This window comes from Pseudomonas sp. OTU5201, assembly GCF_038440135.1.
GTDB classification, from domain to species: Bacteria; Pseudomonadota; Gammaproteobacteria; order Pseudomonadales; family Pseudomonadaceae; genus Metapseudomonas; species Metapseudomonas resinovorans.
In genome coordinates, this window is sequence record NZ_JASATC010000010.1 from 130187 (window position 1) to 148597 (window position 18411).

The 18411-nt window shown below is 65.4% G+C and carries 18 protein-coding genes; 6 read left to right on the forward strand and 12 right to left on the reverse strand.

The annotated features are described in order from the left end of the window. Positions 1-28 precede the first annotated feature (28 nt). A complete protein-coding gene (locus AAHM40_RS08885; protein WP_342244306.1) occupies positions 29-826 on the forward strand; it encodes an SDR family NAD(P)-dependent oxidoreductase in 798 nt (265 codons plus the stop codon). 82 nt (positions 827-908) lie between these two features. On the opposite strand, the gene AAHM40_RS08890 is transcribed toward AAHM40_RS08885, so the two are convergent. After that, a complete protein-coding gene (locus AAHM40_RS08890; protein WP_028630940.1) occupies positions 909-1253 on the reverse strand; it encodes a cupin domain-containing protein in 345 nt (114 codons plus the stop codon). A gap of 227 nt (positions 1254-1480) precedes the next feature. Between AAHM40_RS08890 and AAHM40_RS08895 the strand changes: the two genes are divergently transcribed. Further along, positions 1481-2176 (forward strand): lipopolysaccharide kinase InaA family protein, encoded by a 696-nt coding sequence (locus AAHM40_RS08895; protein WP_342244307.1) that lies wholly within the window; start codon positions 1481-1483, stop codon positions 2174-2176. Between the two features lie 115 nt (positions 2177-2291). Here AAHM40_RS08895 and AAHM40_RS08900 read toward each other — a convergent pair whose 3' ends face one another. Then, complete coding sequence (locus tag AAHM40_RS08900; RefSeq protein WP_342244308.1) at positions 2292-3236, reverse strand: LysR family transcriptional regulator; 945 nt, start codon at positions 3234-3236, stop codon at positions 2292-2294. Between the two features lie 76 nt (positions 3237-3312). On the opposite strand from AAHM40_RS08900, the gene AAHM40_RS08905 reads away from it, so the two are divergent. Further along, entirely contained in the window at positions 3313-4365 is a 1053-nt protein-coding gene (locus AAHM40_RS08905; protein ID WP_342244309.1) for a Gfo/Idh/MocA family protein, read from the forward strand. A gap of 85 nt (positions 4366-4450) precedes the next feature. Here the strand turns inward: AAHM40_RS08905 and AAHM40_RS08910 are convergent, their stop codons facing one another. From AAHM40_RS08910 to potE, 4 genes are all read right to left on the reverse strand, one after another. Beyond that, positions 4451-4732: an Ada metal-binding domain-containing protein gene (locus tag AAHM40_RS08910; protein WP_342244310.1), complete on the reverse strand. Its 282-nt coding sequence runs from the start codon at positions 4730-4732 to the stop codon at positions 4451-4453. After that, the gene (ada, locus tag AAHM40_RS08915) at positions 4729-5793 is read right to left on the reverse strand and encodes a bifunctional DNA-binding transcriptional regulator/O6-methylguanine-DNA methyltransferase Ada (RefSeq protein WP_342244311.1); all 1065 of its coding nucleotides are present in this window, start codon (positions 5791-5793) and stop codon (positions 4729-4731) included. The genes AAHM40_RS08910 and ada overlap by 4 nt, the downstream gene beginning before the upstream one ends. 81 nt (positions 5794-5874) lie before the next feature. Beyond that, the gene (locus tag AAHM40_RS08920; protein ID WP_342244312.1) at positions 5875-6771 is read right to left on the reverse strand and encodes an amino acid ABC transporter substrate-binding protein; all 897 of its coding nucleotides are present in this window, start codon (positions 6769-6771) and stop codon (positions 5875-5877) included. Then, positions 6768-8117 (reverse strand): putrescine-ornithine antiporter, encoded by a 1350-nt coding sequence (gene potE, locus AAHM40_RS08925; RefSeq protein ID WP_342244313.1) that lies wholly within the window; start codon positions 8115-8117, stop codon positions 6768-6770. The genes AAHM40_RS08920 and potE overlap by 4 nt, the downstream gene beginning before the upstream one ends. A gap of 113 nt (positions 8118-8230) precedes the next feature. Here potE and AAHM40_RS08930 point away from each other — a divergent pair, with 113 nt between their 5' ends. Next, positions 8231-8863 (forward strand): class I SAM-dependent methyltransferase, encoded by a 633-nt coding sequence (locus AAHM40_RS08930; RefSeq protein ID WP_342244314.1) that lies wholly within the window; start codon positions 8231-8233, stop codon positions 8861-8863. A 163-nt stretch (positions 8864-9026) separates the two neighbouring features. Here the strand turns inward: AAHM40_RS08930 and AAHM40_RS08935 are convergent, their stop codons facing one another. After that, on the reverse strand, positions 9027-9269 hold the full coding sequence (locus AAHM40_RS08935; RefSeq protein ID WP_274800629.1) for a hypothetical protein: 243 nt from the start codon (positions 9267-9269) through the stop codon (positions 9027-9029). A 292-nt stretch (positions 9270-9561) separates the two neighbouring features. On the opposite strand from AAHM40_RS08935, the gene AAHM40_RS08940 reads away from it, so the two are divergent. Further along, positions 9562-10836, forward strand: a complete 1275-nt coding sequence (locus AAHM40_RS08940) for a CynX/NimT family MFS transporter (RefSeq protein ID WP_342244315.1) — start codon at positions 9562-9564, stop codon at positions 10834-10836. A 46-nt stretch (positions 10837-10882) separates the two neighbouring features. Here the strand turns inward: AAHM40_RS08940 and AAHM40_RS08945 are convergent, their stop codons facing one another. After that, a complete protein-coding gene (locus AAHM40_RS08945; protein WP_342244316.1) occupies positions 10883-11821 on the reverse strand; it encodes a LysR family transcriptional regulator in 939 nt (312 codons plus the stop codon). Positions 11822-11942: 121 nt separating this feature from the next. On the opposite strand from AAHM40_RS08945, the gene AAHM40_RS08950 reads away from it, so the two are divergent. Then, on the forward strand, positions 11943-12692 hold the full coding sequence (locus AAHM40_RS08950; protein ID WP_342244317.1) for a 3-oxoacyl-ACP reductase family protein: 750 nt from the start codon (positions 11943-11945) through the stop codon (positions 12690-12692). Between the two features lie 77 nt (positions 12693-12769). Here AAHM40_RS08950 and AAHM40_RS08955 read toward each other — a convergent pair whose 3' ends face one another. The 4 genes from AAHM40_RS08955 to AAHM40_RS08970 form a co-directional block, all read right to left on the reverse strand. Continuing rightward, positions 12770-13693 (reverse strand): aldo/keto reductase, encoded by a 924-nt coding sequence (locus tag AAHM40_RS08955; RefSeq protein WP_342244318.1) that lies wholly within the window; start codon positions 13691-13693, stop codon positions 12770-12772. Further along, positions 13690-14982: an NTP/NDP exchange transporter gene (locus tag AAHM40_RS08960; RefSeq protein ID WP_342244319.1), complete on the reverse strand. Its 1293-nt coding sequence runs from the start codon at positions 14980-14982 to the stop codon at positions 13690-13692. Before AAHM40_RS08960 ends, AAHM40_RS08955 begins: the two co-directional genes overlap by 4 nt. A gap of 112 nt (positions 14983-15094) precedes the next feature. Next, positions 15095-16417 carry a sigma-54-dependent transcriptional regulator gene (locus tag AAHM40_RS08965; protein WP_342244320.1) on the reverse strand — a complete coding sequence of 441 codons (1323 nt, stop codon included), beginning with the start codon at positions 16415-16417 and terminating at the stop codon, positions 15095-15097. Further along, positions 16414-18327 carry a sensor histidine kinase gene (locus AAHM40_RS08970; RefSeq protein ID WP_342244327.1) on the reverse strand — a complete coding sequence of 638 codons (1914 nt, stop codon included), beginning with the start codon at positions 18325-18327 and terminating at the stop codon, positions 16414-16416. Before AAHM40_RS08970 ends, AAHM40_RS08965 begins: the two co-directional genes overlap by 4 nt. Positions 18328-18411 lie beyond the last annotated feature (84 nt).

Consider the following 18411-nt stretch of genomic DNA (forward strand, 5'->3'; position numbering starts at 1 on the left):
CCCGAGCCCTTCCCCAGGAGACAGAACCATGAGCGAACACAAGCACCAAGGCGTTGCCCTGATCACTGGCGCATCCACCGGCATCGGTGCCACCTATGCCAAGCGCCTGGCCGAGCGGGGTCATGACCTGTTGCTCGTCGCCCGTGACCAGAACCGCCTGGAAGCCCTGGCCGCCGAGCTGCGCCAGCAGGCCGGAGTGAAGGTGGAAGTGCTGAAGGCCGACTTGACCGACAAGGCCGATCTGACCCGCGTTGCCCAGCGCCTGCGCAGCGATTCCGCCATCAGCGTGCTGGTGAACAATGCCGGCGTGGCCGTCAGCGGCAGCCTGCTGGAAACCGACCTCGACCGTTTCGACGCAATGATCCAGCTCAACGTGGTGGCCGTGACCCACCTGGCCGCCGCCGCTGCCGCCAACTTCGTCGCCCAGGGTCGCGGCACCCTCATCAACATCGCCTCCGTGCTGGCCCTGGCGCCGGAAATGTTCAATGGCACCTACAGCGGCACCAAGGCCTTCGTGCTCAACCTCAGCCAGTCGTTGAACTCGGAAGTGAAGGACAAGGGCGTGCGGGTGCAGGTAGTGCTGCCGGGGGCGACCCGTACCGAAATCTGGGAGCGCTCGGGCACCGGTATCGAGAACATCCCGCAGGAAATCCTGATGGACGTGGTCGAGATGGTGGATGCCGCGTTGGCCGGTCTGGATCAGGGCGAACTGGTGACTATCCCCTCGCTGCCGGAGCAAGGCGACTGGGAGCGCTTCACGGCTGCTCGTTTCCACATGGCACCGAACCTGTCGCGTTCGTCGGCAGCGGATCGCTACAAAGCCTGATTGGCTCTCCAACGCAAAATGCCGGGTGAGTGCCCGGCATTTTGCTTCGCGAGTGAATTCGTTCCCGCAAGAGGGAAGGAAATCAGGCGAAAACGAAGTACTTGCGCACCGTTTCCACCACTTCCCAGGTGCCTTTCATGCCGGGTTCGATCACGAACACGTCGCCGGCCTTAAGGTGCTTCGGCTGCTCGCCCTCCGGGGTGATGATGCAGTAGCCATCCAGAAAGTGGCAGTACTCCCACTTCTCGTAGTTGACCTCGAACTTGCCGGGCGTGCAGATCCAGGTGCCCATGATCTTGCTGCCGTCCTTGGACAGGTAGGCGTTGAGATTCACGGTGTGCGGATCGCCGCCGATGCGCTTCCACTTGGTGGCGTCCAGGACGGGGGTAGGGCAGGTCTCGCGCAGGACGGTGATGAAGTCGGACATTTCAGCTCCAGACAATCTGATGAAAGGCCCGTCACCATAGGTCCAATGATCTGCCGGGAGTTGTCTGGATTCGACCCCCAGGTGTCTATGAACGCGCCGGCAAAATAGGCAAAAGGGCGCTAACGTGAATCCAGGGGGCCGATTCTTCCGGTCTCAGGTAGCGGCCCGTGTCGGGTTGCCTCGGAAGTAGCCGGTGGAGCGGGGGCGCTCCACGAGGAGGTGCTCTCATGAACACCCAGTGGTTCAGCCATGACAACGCCGCCTCGGAAGGCAGCTTCGACAAGTGGTGGGATACCTATGGCGAATGGTTCGACTCTGAGGATCAGTTGCTCAGTGGCGAAAGCGGCATCCAGCGCCTGCATACTCAGGATGGTCGGTTGCTCTACAGCAAGCGGCAGATCAACCACTTCCACCACGACCTGGTCCACCCGTTCGGCGAGCCGACCATCCTCCATGAAATGAGAGCCTTGCAGGCCCTGGCCAAGTTGGGGATCCGCGTGCCCAAGGTGGTGTTCAGCGCCGCACGCAAGACCGAAACCGAATGGCAGGCGTTGCTCATCACCGAAAGTCTCGACGGCTTCATCAGCCTCGAAGCGTGGTATGCCCAGCCAATGCCGGCCAACTTGCGCCAGCAGTTGATCCAGCAACTGGCCAACACCATAGCGCGCATGCACCGTGCCGGCTGGGAGCACGGTCGGCTCTATCCGAAGAACATCTTCGTCAAAGTCACCGGTGATCGGGAGCCGCATGTGGAGGTCGCCCTGCTCGGCCTGGCCAAGGCCAATCATCGCCTGACTGCCTACAGCGCTTCGAAGCACGACTACGAGCAGTTCAAGCAGCACCGAAAGCCCATGCCGGATGAGGACTGGAAAGCCTTTGCGACGGTGTACCGGGACGTGATGGAGAGCGACTATGCGCGCTAAGTCCGGTATGTTTCGCCAGCGCGGATAGCCCCCGCCCACTGGGAGGGCCGGGGCGAATGAATCAGCGAGGTCTGCCTAGAGGTCCAGCCAAGTGTTCAAGGCTTGTCGACGTGCTTCACAGCCGGGTATCCAGCGCATGAGGGCCCTGGGTCAGCTGCTCCTTGAGGAACTCGATGCAGAGTTTCACCTTGGCCGATCCCGAAGCCCGCGCGGCGGTCACGGCCCAGACATCGGCGGCCTGCTGGTAGGCCGGTAGCACGCGCACCAGTTTGCCGGCGCGGATGCTCGGGGCCACATCCCAAACCGAGGCCATGATCACGCCGTGACCCTCGTGGGCCCATTGGCGCACCACATCGCTGTGGTTGGAGGCCATCGGGCCGGTGACCTTCACGGTTTCCTCGCCATTGGGGCCGGACAGGCGCCACACGCCAAAGCCCAGTTCGCGCTCGCGAAACAGCAGGCAGTCGTGCTGGGCCAGGTCAGCCAGGCTGCGCGGATGGCCGCGCTGCGCCAGGTAGGACGGGGCGGCGCAGAGCATGCGGTGGCTTTCGGCGATCTTGTGGGCGATCAGGTGCGGCTCGTGGACTTCACCCACCCGCAGGTCGATGTCGACGTTCTCACCGATCAGGTCAACCCGCCGATCCAGCAGTTCCAGCCAGACCTCCAGCCCGGGATGGCGTTGGCGCAACAGTGACAGCACCGGCGACACGTAGTCCCGCCCCAGGCGCAGGCTGGTGGCGATGCGCAGCACACCGCGCGGCTCGCCCTTCAGGCCGGACAGGGCCTCCACCATGCCCTCCACGTTTTCGAGGATCGTCTGTGCCCAGGCGAAGGCGGCCTCGCCATCGGCAGTGATGTTCACCCGCCGTGTGGTGCGGTTGAACAGCTTGACCCCAAGGGACTCCTCCAGCATGGCGATGCGCTTGCTGACGTGGGCGGGAGAGATGCCCAGCTCGGTCGCACCGGCGATGAAACTGGAGCGCCGCGCGACGGTGCAGAACAGCAAGAGGTCGCGCAGGAAGGGATCATTATTCGCTAAAAGCGCATTCTGATTTTTCATGGCGGCGGATTATAGATGGATTAGTGAATATTAGTCTTTCGATCGACCCTTCCACCACAGGAACAGATCGAACGACATGAGCATCCTCCGCATTGCCATTGCTGGCGCCGGCCTCATTGGCCAGCGCCACCTTGAACTCATCCAGGCCAACCCCTCCTGCGAACTGGCAGCCCTGGTCGACCCCGCGACCGCGGCCCGGGACGTCGCCCAGCGTGCCGGCGTGTCGCTGTTCCCGTCGCTGGAGGCGCTGTTCGAATCGGATCGGCCGGACGGCATCATTCTTGCGACCCCCAACCAGTTGCACGTCGAGCAGGCGCTGGTGTGCCTTCAGGCCGGCGTTGCTGCACTGATCGAGAAACCCGTGGCCCATACGCTGGAAGAGGGCGAGCGGCTGCTGGCCGCATCCCGTGATTCGAAGGTCCCCCTGTTGGTGGGCCATCACCGCGCCCACAGCCCGATTCTCCAACGCGCGCGGGAGATCATCCGCGAAGGCCGCCTGGGGAGCCTGGTAGCGGTGATGGGCAGCGCGCTCTTCTACAAGCCGGAAGACTACTTCGATGCTGCACCCTGGCGGCGCAAGGCTGGTGGTGGGCCGGTGTTGATCAACCTGATCCACGAGGTCGGCAACCTGCGCTCGCTGTGCGGCGAGATCGTCGCCGTGCAAGCCCTGGCTTCCAGCGCCACGCGCGGTTTCCCGGTAGAGGACACGGTGTCAATCAGCCTGCGTTTCGCCAACGGAGCCCTGGGCAGCTTCTTGCTTTCCGACACGGCGGCCTCCGCTCGAAGCTGGGAACAGACCTCCCGGGAGAACCGCGACTACCCCAGCTATGACGATGAAGACTGCTACCTGATCGCCGGAACCAGTGGCTCCCTCGCCGTGCCCACCATGCGCCTGAAGCGCTACGACCAACCAGAAGGCCATTCCTGGTGGAAGCCCTTCACCTGCGAGGTGGCCGACCTACAGCGCGAAGACCCGCTGGCGCGGCAGCTCGAACATTTCTGCCAGGTCATTCGCGGGGAGGCAGAACCACTGGTAAGCGCGCGCGACGGTCTGCAGAACCTGCGGGTGGTGGACGCCATCGGCCGGGCCGCACGGGACGGCGGAACCGTGGTGGTCGTGTCGGGGTGATTTCAATCGCTATGTCTGCGTTAGCTGTTGCGAGAGATTTATCCACGGGCCAAGAGCCTACAGGCAATGCAGCTGCCTACAGCACTTAATGCAGAAACAGCGAATGATTTCGCCCCTGCAGGGCCTGCCATTCCCGGTAGGCGCCCTTCATGCACCGCGCACAAGGCCGATACCCGGCCGCCTGTGCCGTGGCTGCATCAAGGAAGAACACCCGCGCCGATACATACCCGCCACGCGCAATGGCGCGCAGGGCAGTGGGGCAGTCGAGGCGGCCGTAGATTCGTGTCTGGCGATGCCCGCCCAGTGTGCCGGGCAGCGGGCTCGTGTACGGCTTTTCGTCCACCCCCAGCAGGGTCCAGCGTTTCACCCTTCGGCCTCGCGCTCCAGCAGGCGGCGCTTGCGCTCCACGCCCCAGCGGTAGCCGGAGAGGTTGCCGTCGCTGCGTACCACTCGGTGGCACGGGATGGCCACGGCGATGCTATTGGCCGCGCAGGCCTGGGCCACGGCACGCACGGCGCGGGGCGAGCCGATGCGCTCGGCAATCTCCGCATAGCTGGCGGTGCTGCCAGGCGGGATTTCCCGCAGCGCCTGCCAGACCCGCTCCTGAAAGGCTGTGCCGCGTACATCCAGCGGCAGGTCCAGGCCCAGTTGCGGCGCTTCGATGAAGCCAATGACTTTGGCCACCAGTTGCTCGAAGTCGCTGTCGCCACCGATCAGCCGAGCGCGGGGAAACTTGTCCTGCAGGTCGCGCAGCAGGGCGTCCGGGTCATCACCGAGGAGAATGGCGCATACGCCAACGCCGCTCTGCGCCACCAGGAAGGAGCCCAGGGAACATTCGCCCAGCGCGAAGCGGATCTCATTGTTGACGCCGCCGGCACGGTAGTCGGCGGGCTTCATGCCCAGCACCTGGGCGGAGTCGGCGTAGAAGCGGCTGTTGGAGTTGAAGCCGGCGTCGTAGATCACCTCGGTCACCGAGGTGCCAGCGCCCAATTGGTCGCGCACCTTGCGGGCTCGGCGAGCGCGGGCATAAGCCTTGGGGGTGACGCCTGTGACCGCTTTGAACACCCGGTGGAAGTGCGAGGCGCTCATGCCAACCGACTCGGCCAAGGCCTCCAGCCCTGGCGCCTCCTCGGCGCTTTCGATCTGCCGGCAGGCGGCCGATACCAGCGCCGCGTGCTGCGCGGCAACGCTGGTCATGTCCGCAGCGGCGCGGCGGCTGGGACGGTAGCCGGCGGCTTCAGCCGCTTCCGCGCTGTCGAAGAATTCCACATTCTCCGGACGCGGCAGGCGGGTGGGGCTGCTGGGGCGGCAGTAAATGCCGGTGGTTTTCACCGCATAGACGAACTGCCGGTCGGCGGCCGGGTCGCGGGCCTGCACGGCGGTCCAGCGGGGGTCCTGTTCGATGGCAGTCCTGGCAGAGGGCTTCATGGCGCTATCCGCTTGCTGTTCGGTCATGGCAGAGAGTATGCCGGCAGGATACCGCCGGCATCCCGACTCTTGCTGTCGAATTCAGCGGCGCGAATACACCTTGAACAGTGTCTGGTCCAGTTCGCTTGGGGCGCCGAAGTAGCGGGTATAAAGCGGCACGATGGCACCGGAGCGATAGAGCTGGCTCAGCGCCGTATCCACCTGCAGGCGGAAGTCCTCGTCGCCGCGGGCCATGGCCATGGATACCGGCTCGAACTCGAAGCGGCGGTCCAGCACCATCAGGTTGGTGTTGGCTGTGTCCCGTGCCACCAGGCTGCGCAGGATCATCTGGTTGGAGAAGAATGCGTCCACTTTGCCGCTGGCTACGTGCTCCACACCCTCGGCCGGACTGGCCACGGTCTCCAGGGTGATCTGTACCTTCAGCAGGCGCAGCCTCTCCTGCGCCCACTCTTCCACCAGCGTCCCGCCTTGCACCGCGAAGCGGTGGGCCGCAAGGCCGCGATTGAGCGTGGCACGCCAGGTGGGACCGGTCTGTTCCGCTTCGCCCTTGAGCACTTTGACCAGCGACAGCGGGGCGTTCTTGCGCAGCACCACGCCAATGCCAGCTGTGTACACCGGCAGTGAGAAGGCCAGGTTCTGCCGACGCTTCAAGGTTTCCACCATGGGGCTGCAGAGCAGGTCCACGCCCGCTTCCTGAACGACGTCCAGGGCCTTGTCCGGCGCCAGGGGCACGAAGCGCACCTTCAGTGTGGCCAGGCCAGGAAGGGTACGCAGTTGCTCGGCGACTTTCTGGCACAGGTCGATGGCGTAGCCGGAAGCGCCTTCGCCCTCGGCCGAGGAGAACGGCGGCTGGTCCGGCAAGTAGCCGAGGGTGAGGGTGCCGCTGGCACGGATGCGGTCCAGGGTCTGGGCCGGCGCCAGTGACGGCAGCAGCAGCGCCGCTATCAGGGGCAGCCAGAGCATTGCTTTCCGGTTCATGCCTTGTCCTCCAGACCGAGGGCGCGAGCCTGCGCGGCGCGCTCTTCGAGGAAGCGGTCGGCGATGTAGCCGAACATCAGGTAGCCCACGGCGGTGACGATCATGCCGCCGAACACCGCTTCCGTCCCCGAGGCGTAGAGCGCATAGAAGCTGTAGGCCATCGCGATAAGCAGCACCACCACGTTGCGGTGGTGCGGGAATCCCGTCACGCCAGCCTTCTGCATGATGACCAGCAGCGCCGAAAGCGAGGTGATGTAGGGAATGATGTTCGTCACGGCTGCCAGGTTCACCAGCTTGCCGAACTGCTCCGAGGCATTGGGCGAGATGGTGGAAATCGCCATGCCGCTCTGCAGAACGGCATTGGCGATCAGTCCGGCGATAGGGGCGCCCAGCAGCGTGACCTTGGCAAACAGCGCTGGAAACATCTTCTGGTCGGCGGTGACCTTGGCGGTCTGCGCCAGGGTGAACTGCCAGCCCAGCAGCGAGCCGACACAGGCCATCACCGCCAGGCCCATGATCAGGTCACCCACCAACGGGTTGAACATCTTCGCGTAGACGAAGGCGAAGGGCGCGCTGGAGTTGGCCAGTTCGGGGTTGGGCACGATGCCCATGATCACCGATGTGGAGAGCACGTAGACCACCGCCGCGCCCAGCGTGCCCATCAGACAGGCCAGCGGCACGTTGCGCTTGGGGTTCTCCACAGCATCGGAGTTCTGCGCCGCGGACTCCATGCCGAGGAACGCCCAGAGGGTCAGCGGAATGCTCTGGGTGATGGCATCGTTGGTGGCGATGTCGTTGGGGTTCCAGGCCGCCGCGAAGATGTTGGCGTCGAACCAGAACCAGCCGATCACTGACAGCCCCGCCACCGGGATGATCACCCCCCAGACCGTGATCGAACCGATATGACCGGTGATTTTCGGCCCGCCGAAGTTGGCCAGGGTGGTCAGCCAGATCAGCCCCACCGCGCCGATGAACAGCGGGATGGCGCCGGAACCCAGCCAGGGGAAGAAGGGTGTCAGGTAGCCCACGGCGGAAATGGCGATGGCCACGTTGCCGATGGCCAGCGAGAGGAAGTACAGGTAGGAACAGAGGAAGAAGGCCGACTTGCCGTGGGCTTCCTCCGTGTACGCCGACATCCCGCCTGAACGGGCGCAAAAGATCCCGCACTGGGCGAAGCAGTAAGCGATGGCCATGGAGCCTATCGCCGTGACGATCCAGGATAGCAGGGAGATCGCCCCCAACTGGGCCATGCTGGAGGGCAGCATGATGATGCCGGAGCCCATCATGTTCACCGCCACCAGGGTGGTGAGTGCAGTCAGGCTCATTTTCTTGCCGGAGGCGGCCATGTCTGGCTCCTTGCTGGAAAGGCGTATCCAGAACGATAGGCTGCTCCCGGCATAGTTGCTGACGGGCAGGGAGTAGAATTCACTTTCTCGCACTCTTTCGCCCCGAGTCACCCATGCCCCTGAAGCCCGAAGACCTCGCCAGCATCACCGCCATCACCCTCGACGACTACAATCGCAACGCCGAAGACTTCCGCGAGGGCACTCGCGATCACGACGTGAGCCAGAACATCGAGGCGATGCTGCGGCATATCCGGGGCTGCGCGCCATTCACCATCCTCGACTTCGGCTGCGGCCCCGGCCGCGACCTGCAATCCTTCACCCGTCTGGGGCATTGCGCCGTCGGCCTGGACGGCGCGGAAAGCTTCGTTGCCATGGCTCGTGCCGACTCCGGTTGCGAAGTCTGGCACCAAGACTTCCTCGCCCTCGACCTGCCCGCCGAGCGCTTCGACGGCATCTTCGCCAACGCCAGCCTGTTTCACGTCCCGCGCCAGGAACTGCCCCGCGTCCTGCGCCAACTGCACGCCACGCTGAAACCCGGCGGCGTGCTCTTCAGCTCCAACCCGCGCGGGCAGAACGACGAAGGCTGGAACGGCAGCCGCTACGGCGCCTGGCACGACTACGAAAGCTGGAAAGCCCTGCTGGAAGCGGCCGGCTTCGAAGCCGTGGAGCACTACTACCGTCCGAGCGGCCTGCCACGGGAGCAGCAGCCCTGGTTGGCGAGTGTGTGGCGCAAGATCGCTCGGTAGGGGCTCGCAATCGTAGGTTGCGGCTGAGCTCCGCGAAGCCCAACGTTACGGTCACGTCCACGCGTTGGGCTTCGTTCCTCTGCCCAACCTACGGCAGGCCACTGGCCTGCTTGGCGAATGAATTGGCCCCCACAGTGAGCCCTGTCAGGCTCGAATAGAGACTTCAACCTTTGCGCGGCATTTCCTTCGGCAGGTCTTTCCCCGCTTCGGGCACCTTGGGGTGGGTCAGGGCCTGGCGGACTTTCTCGTAATCGTCGTAGGGCAGGCCGGCGCGGCTGAGCATTTCCAGGGCGAACTGCTTCACCTCGGCGTCGGTGTAGGGGCGTTGCTCGGGTTCGGGTTGGCTGGCGCACCCGGTGAGGATCAGTGCCATTACGGCCAGCGCAAGGATGTGTGCGTGTTTCATGGGGTGGCCCTGAGCGGTGTGTGGTTCAGAGCGCGCAGGCTAACAATGGCCGGGGAGGGGGAAAAATCATCCCCACCGATAATGACTATTTCGTTACTCGCAAGTATGTCGGTTGCGGCTAATTACTTAGGGAGCTAACATTTTCCGCTTCGCTTCCCAAGGCGTACCGGTAGGCCCTTCACCTGCACCGTGTGCAGAGCGGGACGCCATCGAACGTCAAGACGCGGATGCCGCCGCAGCGGCCAACCGCGCGTTGCTGATCTGACCTTGCCCCTTGTTGGAACTGCCTTGCATGAATGCCCCGAATCCCCTGGATGACCCCAAGCCCGCCTGCCCGCCGGAAGAACTGCTGATCGATGCCGAGGTCGACGACGAACCCCAGCCCCAGGCGCTGCGCGGCAGCGCCTTGCTGCTACTGGTCGGGCTGGTGATGGTGGCGCTGAACCTGCGCCCGGCGCTCTCCAGCCTGGCGCCGATGCTGAACATGGTGCGCGACGCCACCGGTCTTTCGGCCAGCGGCGCGGGCCTCCTGACCACCTTGCCGGTGCTCTGCCTCGGCCTGTTTGCGCCACTGGCGCCCCTGCTGGCACGACGCCTGGGCAGCGAGCGTACGGTGCTGCTGATCCTCCTCACCCTGGCCAGCGGCATCGTGTTGCGCAGCCTGTTCCCGGTCGCCGGGCTGTTTTTCGGCAGCCTGGTGGCGGGGGCGAGCATCGGCGTTATCGGCGTGCTGTTGCCGGGCATCGTCAAGCGCGACTTCCCGCATATCGCCGGGCTGATGACCGGGGTCTACACCATGGCCCTGTGCCTGGGCGCGGCACTGGCTGCAGGCGCCACGGTGCCGCTGGCGGAGCTGATGGACCACGCCTGGCAACCGGCGCTGGCCTTCTGGGCGCTGCCGGCGATCCTCGCCGCGCTGATCTGGCTGCCCCAGGCGCGCCAGGGCCAACACGCCCATCGACAGGCCTACAAGGTGACGGGCCTGTGGCGCGACCCGCTAGCCTGGCAAGTGACGCTCTACATGGGCCTGCAATCGTCCCTGGCCTACATCGTCTTCGGCTGGCTGCCGTCGATCCTGACCGACCGGGGACTCTCTGCGGTGGAGGCAGGGCTGGTGCTGTCGGGCTCGGTGATGACGCAACTGATCAGCGCCCTTGGCGCCCCCTGGCTGGCTACCCGTGGCCGCGACCAGCGCCTGGCCGTGGTACTGGTGATGGGCCTGACCCTGGCCGGTTTGCTGGGCTTGCTCTATGCGCCGCTCACTGGAATCTGGGGGTGGGCCGTGGTGCTCGGCCTGGGTCAGGGCGGCACCTTCAGCATCGCCCTGGCGCTGATCGTGCTGCGCTCGCGGGATGCCCACGTGGCCGCCAACCTCTCCGGCATGGCTCAGGGCGTGGGTTACACCCTGGCTGCAATGGGCCCGCTAATGGTGGGGGTGGTGCATGACCTGACCCACGGCTGGAGCGCGGTAGGGATCATCTTCGTCGTCATCAGCCTGGCGGCTACCGCATTCGGCCTCGGCGCCGGGCGCAACCTGTATGTAGCCGCCCGCAGCGAGCATCTCTGAGGCTCGGACCCATTACATAGGATGTGGTAGAGCGAAGCGAAACCCATCAGCGTCGGGGCCGCCAGTTGGCGTTGAACTGCTCCGCCAGCTTCTGCTGGCGGAAGCGCTCGACGATGAAGTCGATGAATACGCGGGTCTTGGCCGGAAGCAGCTTCTGCGCGCTGAAGTAAAGCGACAGGCTGCCGGTATCCACGTACCAGTCCGGCAGTACGCGTTCCAACGCGCCGCGCTTGAGGTGGGGCAGGGCGTGTACCGTACTGACCAGTGTGACGCCCAGCCCCTGCATGGCCGCATGGCAGGCGGCCTCCGGGTCGGTCATGGTCATGCGCAGCTTCAGTTCGAACGTCGCCTGGCGGTCGTCGCGGGTACGCAACGGCCAGCTGCGCACGCGCCCGGTCTGGGGCGAGCGGATGAGGATGCCGTCGTGCCGGGCGAGGTCTTCCGGTGATTCGATGGCCGGGCTGCGCGCCAGGTAATCCTTGGACGCCAGCAGCACGCGGTGGGCCGGTCCCAACTGGCGGGCGATCACCCCGGGAGGCAGCTCGAAGCCACCGCCGATGGCGGCATCGAAGCCTTCACCGATCAGGTCTACGGGGCGATTGTCGAACTGCCAGTCGGGGACGATGGCCGGGTAGCGGGCGAGGAAGTCGGCGAGGTGCGGCAGGATGTAGTCGCGGCCAAATGCGACGCCCATGCTCACCTTGAGGGTGCCCGCCGGCTGGCCCTGGCTGCTGGCGAGGTTCGCCACCGCGCCCTGGATGCTCGCCAACCCGCCACTCACTTCCGCCAGAAAGCGCTCGCCGGCCTCGGTCAGGGTCAGGCGCCGGGTGCTGCGCAGGAACAGCCGAACGCCGAGGTTGGACTCCAGTCGAGCCACATTCTTGCCCACCGCGGCGGGGGTCAAGCCCAGGCGCCGCGCGGCCTCGGCAAAGCTGCCAGCCTCGGCGGCGCGCACGAAGCACTCGATGCTGCTGAGGGTTTCCATGGGCTCTCCATAAACCATTGGTATCGACTGAATATAGCGATTGCCGGCTTATCGGTTGCGAATCGGAGATCAATACTGGGGCCGTACTCAACCACACCCCCCTAGTTCCAGGAGATCCCCAATGAGCAACCACAAATCCCTCGAAGGCAAAGTCGCATTCATCCAGGGCGGTTCCCGCGGCATCGGTGCCGCGACTGCCAAGCGTCTGGCCAAGGAAGGCGCCGCTGTCGCCCTGACCTACGTTGCATCCGCCAGCAGCGCACTTGAAGTGGTCCAGGCCATCGAAGCCGACGGTGGCCGCGCCATCGCCATCAAGGCGGACAGCCGCGACGAGCAGGCCATCCGCGCTGCCATCCGCCACACGGTGGAAACTTACGGCCGCCTCGACATCCTGGTGAACAACGCTGGCGTGCTGGCCGTGGCGCCCATTGAGGAGTTCAGCATCGACGACCTGGATCGGACGCTGGACGTCAACGTCCGCAGTGTGGTGATCGCCAGCCAGGAAGCTGCCCGCGTGATGGGTGAGGGCGGTCGCATCATTACCATCGGCAGCACCAATGCCGAGCGCATGCCGTTTGCCGGCGGCTCGGTGTACGCCTTGAGCAAGGCGGCGGTGGCTGGTTTCACCAAAGGCCTGGCCCGTGACCTCGGCCCGCGCGGCATCACAGTCAACAACGTGCAGCCGGGCCCGGTGGACACCGAGATGAACCCCGACCACGGCGAGTTCGCCGAGTCCCTGAAGCAGATCATGGCCCTGCCGCGCTATGGCCAGGCCGAGGAGATCGCCAGCTTCGTGGCCTACCTGGCCGGCCCGGAGGCGGGATACATCACCGGCGCCAACCTGATGATCGACGGTGGCTTCTCGGCCTGATCGAGCCCCCCGTCCATGTAGGAGCGAGCTTGCTCGCGAATGAACCCGTGCGAATCCGTTCGCGAGCAAGCTCGCTCCTACAGTAGATCGGTCAGGCGTTTGCGCAGGGCTTCATCCGCTTCCCGCCCCCGCCCGGCCTGGAGGTTGTCCAGCATGTGGCGGGGGTTGCCCGTTCCGGGGATCACGCAGGTTACTGCCGGGTGGCTCAGGCAGAACTTCAGCAAGAGTTGCGGCCAGCTGCTGCAGTCGTAGTCGGCGGCCCATTCAGGTAGGGGTTGCTGCAAGAGGTTGCGCAGCAGGTTGCCGCCTCCGAAGGGGCGATTGACCAGCACCGCCACGCCGCGCTCCTGCGCCAGGGGCAGGATGCGCGCTTCGGCGTCGCGGTCGTTGAGGGCGTAGTTGATCTGCAGGAAGTCCAGCTTCTCGGCGCGCAGCACCTTTTCCAGTTCGCCATACGCGCTGGAGGTGTAGTGGGTGACGCCCAGGTAGCGGATTCGGCCTTCCTCCTTCCATTGCCGCAGCGTTGTCAGGTGCTCCTTCCAGTCCACCAGGTTGTGTACTTGCATCAGGTCGATGCGCTGGCGCTGCAGCAGGCGCATGGAGTGTTGCATCTGCTTCACGCCGCCCTGACGCCCCTGGGTCCAGACCTTGGTGGCGACGAACGCATGCTCATGGGCCTTCAGCTCGTTCAGCAAGCCGCCGATCACTTCTTCCGCCTGGCCGTACATGGGCGAGCTGTCGATCACCGAGCCGCCGGCCGCGAAGAGCGCTTCCAGTACCTTGCGACAGTCGGCCCAGGCCTCGCTGGCATCATGTGAGATGTCGAAGCCCCGGTAGGTGCCGACGCCGATCACGGGCAACTGTTCGCCGCTGGAAGGGATGGCGCGACGGCGTAATGGATGCGGCTCCACGTCGGCGCCGAGGCTGAATGGGCTCATGGCCAGAAGTGCCGTACCCGCGCTGAGGCGGAGGAATTCGGCGCGGGTGATACCGGTTCTCATGGCTTGGCCTCCTGTGGGCTTGCCGAGGATTCAGTGTGCTCGTGCCGCACGCCCAGGCGCCAGCCCAGTACGGACCAGACCAGGGCTACGCCTGCGCCAACCAGCGCCACCGTGGCGGCAGCAAGGCCGATGCCGATGAGCAGCGTGTTGAGCCAGGCGCTGAGGGCGTCGCCTCCGCGATAGACCACGGTGTCGATGAAGTTCTTCGCCCGATATTTTTGCTGGGCGCCGAGCGGTACGAAGAGCATTTCCCGCCCCGGCCGAATGAAGGCGTACTCGCCCACCCGACGCAGCACCATTACGCCGGCCAACACGGCGAATTGCGGCAGCAACGCCAGGGCGAGAAAGCCCAGGGCGACCAGCAGCGGCACCACTGCCAACAAGGCGCCAACGCCGAATCGCTGGGCCACGCGTCCGGCGACGAGCAGTTGGCAGATCAGGGATAGCGCCTGCACGCTGAAGTCGATCAGGGCGAATACGCGGACCTGTTGTCGACTGTCCGGGAACAGTGCTGCCACCAGCCGCGCCTGCTCGAAGTAGAGAAACGTGCTGGTGCAGGACAGCAGCAGGACGAAGGCGCAAATGCCCAGCAAATAGGGAGAGCCCAGCACCAGGCTGATACCAGAGAAGGGATTGCCGGGCACCGGGCGCTCCGGCGGTTCACTTTCTGCGCCGGGCCTTCCTGCCCCACCAATGCCGCGCCAGCTCATCAGGAAGCGACGCAGGGCCAGGGTCGGCAGCAGGAGCAGGGCGGCCAGGACCAGCAGCCCGGCCGTGCCCACCTGGCTCACCAGCAGGCCACCCAGCAGGGGGCCGATCAACCCGCCGCTGCTGGCGCCCGCGGCGATGGCGGGGAATAGCCGCTTGGATTGGCGACGGTCGAACACATCCGCCAGCAGGCTCCAGGCCACCGACACCACGAACAGGTTGTAGACCGACAGCCAGACGTAGAACGCCCGCGCCGCCCACAGGGGATCGGGTGTACGCCAGAGAAACCAGGCAAAGCCCAGCAGGTTGCTGGCGAAGAACAGGTAGACGCAGTCGAGGAACACCCTTCGCGGTACCCGCGCGTTCAACCAGCCATAGGCCGGCACCGTCAGCAGCATGACGACGAAGGTGGCGCTGAACAGCCATTGCAGGTTGGCGACGCCGCCGGCGATGCCCATGGTTTCGCGCACCGGCCGCAGCATGAAGTAGCCGCCGAACAGACACAGAAGCAGGGCGAAGGCGGCCAGGGCCGGGGCCAGTTCACCGGCCCTGGCGTGGATGGCGCGGTGCAGCAGGGACATGGCGGAGGTTCGTGTGGGGTGGTCTGGTGGTTTTAGACCATGGACGGGCGGGATTCTTCTGTAGGGGCGAATGAATTTGCCCCTACAAGTTCGTATCGCCCCGCAACCGTGTCTACAACCCGTACTTCTTCACCTTGTCGAACAGTGTGGTCTTGGCCATGCCCAAGGCAATGCAGGCCTGGCTGAGGTTGCCACCGTGGCGTTCGAGGGCGGCGCTGAGCAGGGATTTCTCGAAGGCTTCCACCGCTTCTGCAAAGCGGGGATCGTTGCCGTCCGGGGTCTGGCTGCTCTTCTTGAACACCGGCAGCCCGAGGGCAAAGCGTTCGGCGACGTTGCGCAGTTCGCGCACGTTGCCCGGCCAGTCGTGGGCCATCAGCGCCGAAACGGTGGCGTTGTCCAGCTCGGGGACAGCGCGGTCGAATCGCAGGGAAGAGAGCTGCAGGAAGTGCTCGAACAGCAGCAGGATGTCTTCGCGACGCTCACGCAGTGGCGGCAGTTCCAGGGTGACCACGTTCAGTCGGTAATACAGGTCGCTGCGGAAGCGACCGGCCTTGCCTTCCTCGTCCAGGTCGAACTTGGTGGCGGCGATGACGCGGCAGTCCACCGGGATCGACTGGTTGGAACCCAGGCGCTCCAGGGTCTGTTCCTGCAGGACGCGGAGGAACTTGATCTGCAGGTTGATCGGCATGCTCTCGATCTCGTCGAGGAACAGGGTGCCCTGGTGGGCATGCTCGATCTTGCCGATGCGGCGTTTGCCAGCGCCGGTGAAGGCGTGGGCTTCGTGGCCGAAGATTTCGCTGTCGAAGAGGTTTTCCGGCAAGCCGCCGCAATTGAGGGCGACGAACTGTTTGGTCTGGCGCCGGCTGTAGTCGTGCAGGCAGCGGGCGACCAGCTCCTTGCCGGTACCGGTTTCGCCTTCGATCAGCACATTGGCCGAGGTGTCGGCGACATTGGCGATCAGTTCGCGCAGGGCCTGGATGGCCGGCGAGCGGCCGATGATGCGTTGCTCCAGGGAGTGCCGGCCGGCCAACTGGCGACGCAGGTCCGTCACTTCCCGGGCAAGGGCGCGTTGCTCCAGGGCGCGGCGCGCGACGTCCACCAGGCGCTCGGGGGAGAAGGGTTTCTCCATGAAATCGTAGGCGCCGTCACGCATCGCTTGCACCGCCATGGAGATGTCGCCATGGCCGGTAATGAGGACCACTGGCAGGCTGCGGTCGCGACTCTTCAGGCGTTCGAGCAGGGTCAGGCCATCCATGCCGGGCAGGCGGATGTCGCTGATGACGATGCCGGCGAAGTCCTCGCCGATCTTCTGCAGGGCTTGCTCGGCGCTGCTGACGCCGATGCTGGGAATGTCCTCCAGGGCCAGGGCCTGCTGGCAACCCATCAGTACGTGGGGGTCGTCTTCGACGATGAGAACGCTGAGCAGCTCGGTCATGGGGCGGGGCTCGCGGGGGATTTTTCAGGGCTTTCCATGCGTGGCAGGCAGAGCTCGAAGGCGGTGCCGCCCGTATCCGGGTGGTGCGCCGCCAGGCTGCCGCCGGCGGCGGTGGCGAGACTGGCGGAGAGGGTCAGGCCCAGGCCCAGGCCGTGTTCGCCGGGCTTGGTGGTGAAGAACGGTTCGAACAGGTGAACGCGGTTGGCCGGGTCGATGCCGGGGCCGTTGTCGCGCACCTGAAGCCGGTATTTGTCGCCATCGATCTGGCCGCTAAGCCAGAGTTGGCAATCGGATTGGCCGCTCATTGCGTCCAGGGCGTTGGCGATGAGGTTGACCAGGATCTGTTCCAGGCGGGTCTGGTCGATGGCGAGCAACTCGTCGGCAAAGTCCCGGTGCAGGGTCAGCGGCGTGCGCTCCAGACGGGTTTGCAGGAGGAACAGTGCGGCATCCACCGCCTTGCCCAGGCGTGCCTGGCCGTGGTCGTCGGAACGCCGGGCGAAGGCGCGCAGGCTGGCAGTGATGCGGCCCATGCGGTCGACCAGTTCGTTGATCGCCGCCAGGTTGGTGCTGGCGGTGTCCAGGGCGCCGCGGGCCAGGAAGCGCACGGTGTTGCCGGAGAGGGTACGCAGGGCCGCGAGCGGCTGGTTGAGCTCGTGGGCGATGCTGGTGGACATTTGCCCGATGACCGCCAGTTTGCCGGCCTGGACCAGTCCGTCCTGTGCTTTGCGCAGGTTGTCCTCGGTCTGCTTGCGTTCGCGGATCTCCGCCAGCAGCCGGCTGTTGCTGGCGCGCAGGTCCTGGGTGCGTTCGGCGATCTTGCGTTCCAGTTCGTTGTTGGCCGCCAGCAATGCTTCACGAGCGGCCAGCCGGGTCGCGATGACCTTGCGCCGCTCGTTCCAGGCGATGAGCAGGAAGGCCAGCAGGGCGAACCCGACGGCGGCGAGCATGCCCTGGATCACCGCTTCGCGGCGCAAGTCGGCGAGTGGGGAGAGCAGGGTGAAGTGCCAGGGCGTGTCGTTGAGGGTGCGGGTCTGGGCCAGGTAGGCGACTTCGCCCTCCGCCTCACCTTGGGGGCCGCTGGCGGCGAAGCTGATGGCTTCCAGGCCCTCGCCCAGCACCTGGCGGCTGCGTGGTTCCCATTCGTTCAGCGCCCACCAGTAGTACTGCAGGCTGCGCGCCAGGCGTTCCTTGTCTTCGGCCGAAAGCGGGCGCACGGCCTTCATGCGCAGGGCCGGGTCGCTGGACAGGATGATGATGCCGTTCTCGTCACTGACGAAGGCTTGCAGGCGGGCCTTTTCCCAACGCTCCTGCAGGGCTTCCAGCTTCACCTTGACCACGGCGACGCCAATGATTCGGCCCTGGTAGCGCAGACCGTGGGCCAGGTAGTAACCGGCCTCGCCCGTGGTGCTGCCGATGCCGTAGAAGCGACCGGGGCGGCCTTGTACGGCCTCCTGGAAGTAGGCCCGGAAGGCCAGGTCTTCGCCCAGGTAGCTGTCGCTGTCGCGCCAGTTGCTGGTGGCCAGTACGCGGCCACTGGTGTCCAGCAGGTAGATGGCGCGGGCGCCGCTGCGGCGATTCAGGCCTTCGAGGTAGTCGTTGACCAGATTGCGCCGATAGGGCGTGGGGTTGAGCAGCAGGTGGCTGACGCTGGACTCCAGCTCCAGCAGGCTGGGCAGGTAGGTGTAGCGGTTGATCTCGCTTTCCACGGCGCGGGCGTGGAGCTCCAGCTGGCGCTCGCCGTTATCCCGCAGATGACGGATGCCCGACTCCTCGCTGAGGTGATAGCCGACGTAGCCGAAGCCCAGCATGCACAGGAGCAGCAGCAGGAACAGCAGGGAGTGGCGAAGCAGGCGCGGTTTCACGGTCAATGCAGGCGGTACGGCGCGGAGGCTGGCGGTAGGGCATTGCATCATAGTCATCCGGGCCGTTCCAGTCGCCGCGGGGCGCCGAGCGGTGGGGGGAACCGTAGGAGCCCCCGTTCTGGGGGCAAAAAT

Excerpts from the sequence above, each read along its gene's own strand:
- AAHM40_RS08885 (WP_342244306.1), top strand. The coding sequence starts at position 29 with ATGAGCGAACACAAGCACCAAGGCGTTGCCCTGATCACTGGCGCATCC.
- AAHM40_RS08890 (WP_028630940.1), bottom strand. The coding sequence starts at position 1,253 with ATGTCCGACTTCATCACCGTCCTGCGCGAGACCTGCCCTACCCCCGTC.
- AAHM40_RS08895 (WP_342244307.1), top strand. The coding sequence starts at position 1,481 with ATGAACACCCAGTGGTTCAGCCATGACAACGCCGCCTCGGAAGGCAGC.
- AAHM40_RS08900 (WP_342244308.1), bottom strand. The coding sequence starts at position 3,236 with ATGAAAAATCAGAATGCGCTTTTAGCGAATAATGATCCCTTCCTGCGC.
- AAHM40_RS08905 (WP_342244309.1), top strand. The coding sequence starts at position 3,313 with ATGAGCATCCTCCGCATTGCCATTGCTGGCGCCGGCCTCATTGGCCAG.
- ada (WP_342244311.1), bottom strand. The coding sequence starts at position 5,793 with ATGAAGCCCTCTGCCAGGACTGCCATCGAACAGGACCCCCGCTGGACC.
- AAHM40_RS08920 (WP_342244312.1), bottom strand. The coding sequence starts at position 6,771 with ATGAACCGGAAAGCAATGCTCTGGCTGCCCCTGATAGCGGCGCTGCTG.
- potE (WP_342244313.1), bottom strand. The coding sequence starts at position 8,117 with ATGGCCGCCTCCGGCAAGAAAATGAGCCTGACTGCACTCACCACCCTG.
- AAHM40_RS08930 (WP_342244314.1), top strand. The coding sequence starts at position 8,231 with ATGCCCCTGAAGCCCGAAGACCTCGCCAGCATCACCGCCATCACCCTC.
- AAHM40_RS08935 (WP_274800629.1), bottom strand. The coding sequence starts at position 9,269 with ATGAAACACGCACACATCCTTGCGCTGGCCGTAATGGCACTGATCCTC.
- AAHM40_RS08940 (WP_342244315.1), top strand. The coding sequence starts at position 9,562 with ATGAATGCCCCGAATCCCCTGGATGACCCCAAGCCCGCCTGCCCGCCG.
- AAHM40_RS08945 (WP_342244316.1), bottom strand. The coding sequence starts at position 11,821 with ATGGAAACCCTCAGCAGCATCGAGTGCTTCGTGCGCGCCGCCGAGGCT.
- AAHM40_RS08950 (WP_342244317.1), top strand. The coding sequence starts at position 11,943 with ATGAGCAACCACAAATCCCTCGAAGGCAAAGTCGCATTCATCCAGGGC.
- AAHM40_RS08955 (WP_342244318.1), bottom strand. The coding sequence starts at position 13,693 with ATGAGAACCGGTATCACCCGCGCCGAATTCCTCCGCCTCAGCGCGGGT.
- AAHM40_RS08960 (WP_342244319.1), bottom strand. The coding sequence starts at position 14,982 with ATGTCCCTGCTGCACCGCGCCATCCACGCCAGGGCCGGTGAACTGGCC.
- AAHM40_RS08965 (WP_342244320.1), bottom strand. The coding sequence starts at position 16,417 with ATGACCGAGCTGCTCAGCGTTCTCATCGTCGAAGACGACCCCCACGTA.
- AAHM40_RS08970 (WP_342244327.1), bottom strand. The coding sequence starts at position 18,327 with ATGCAATGCCCTACCGCCAGCCTCCGCGCCGTACCGCCTGCATTGACC.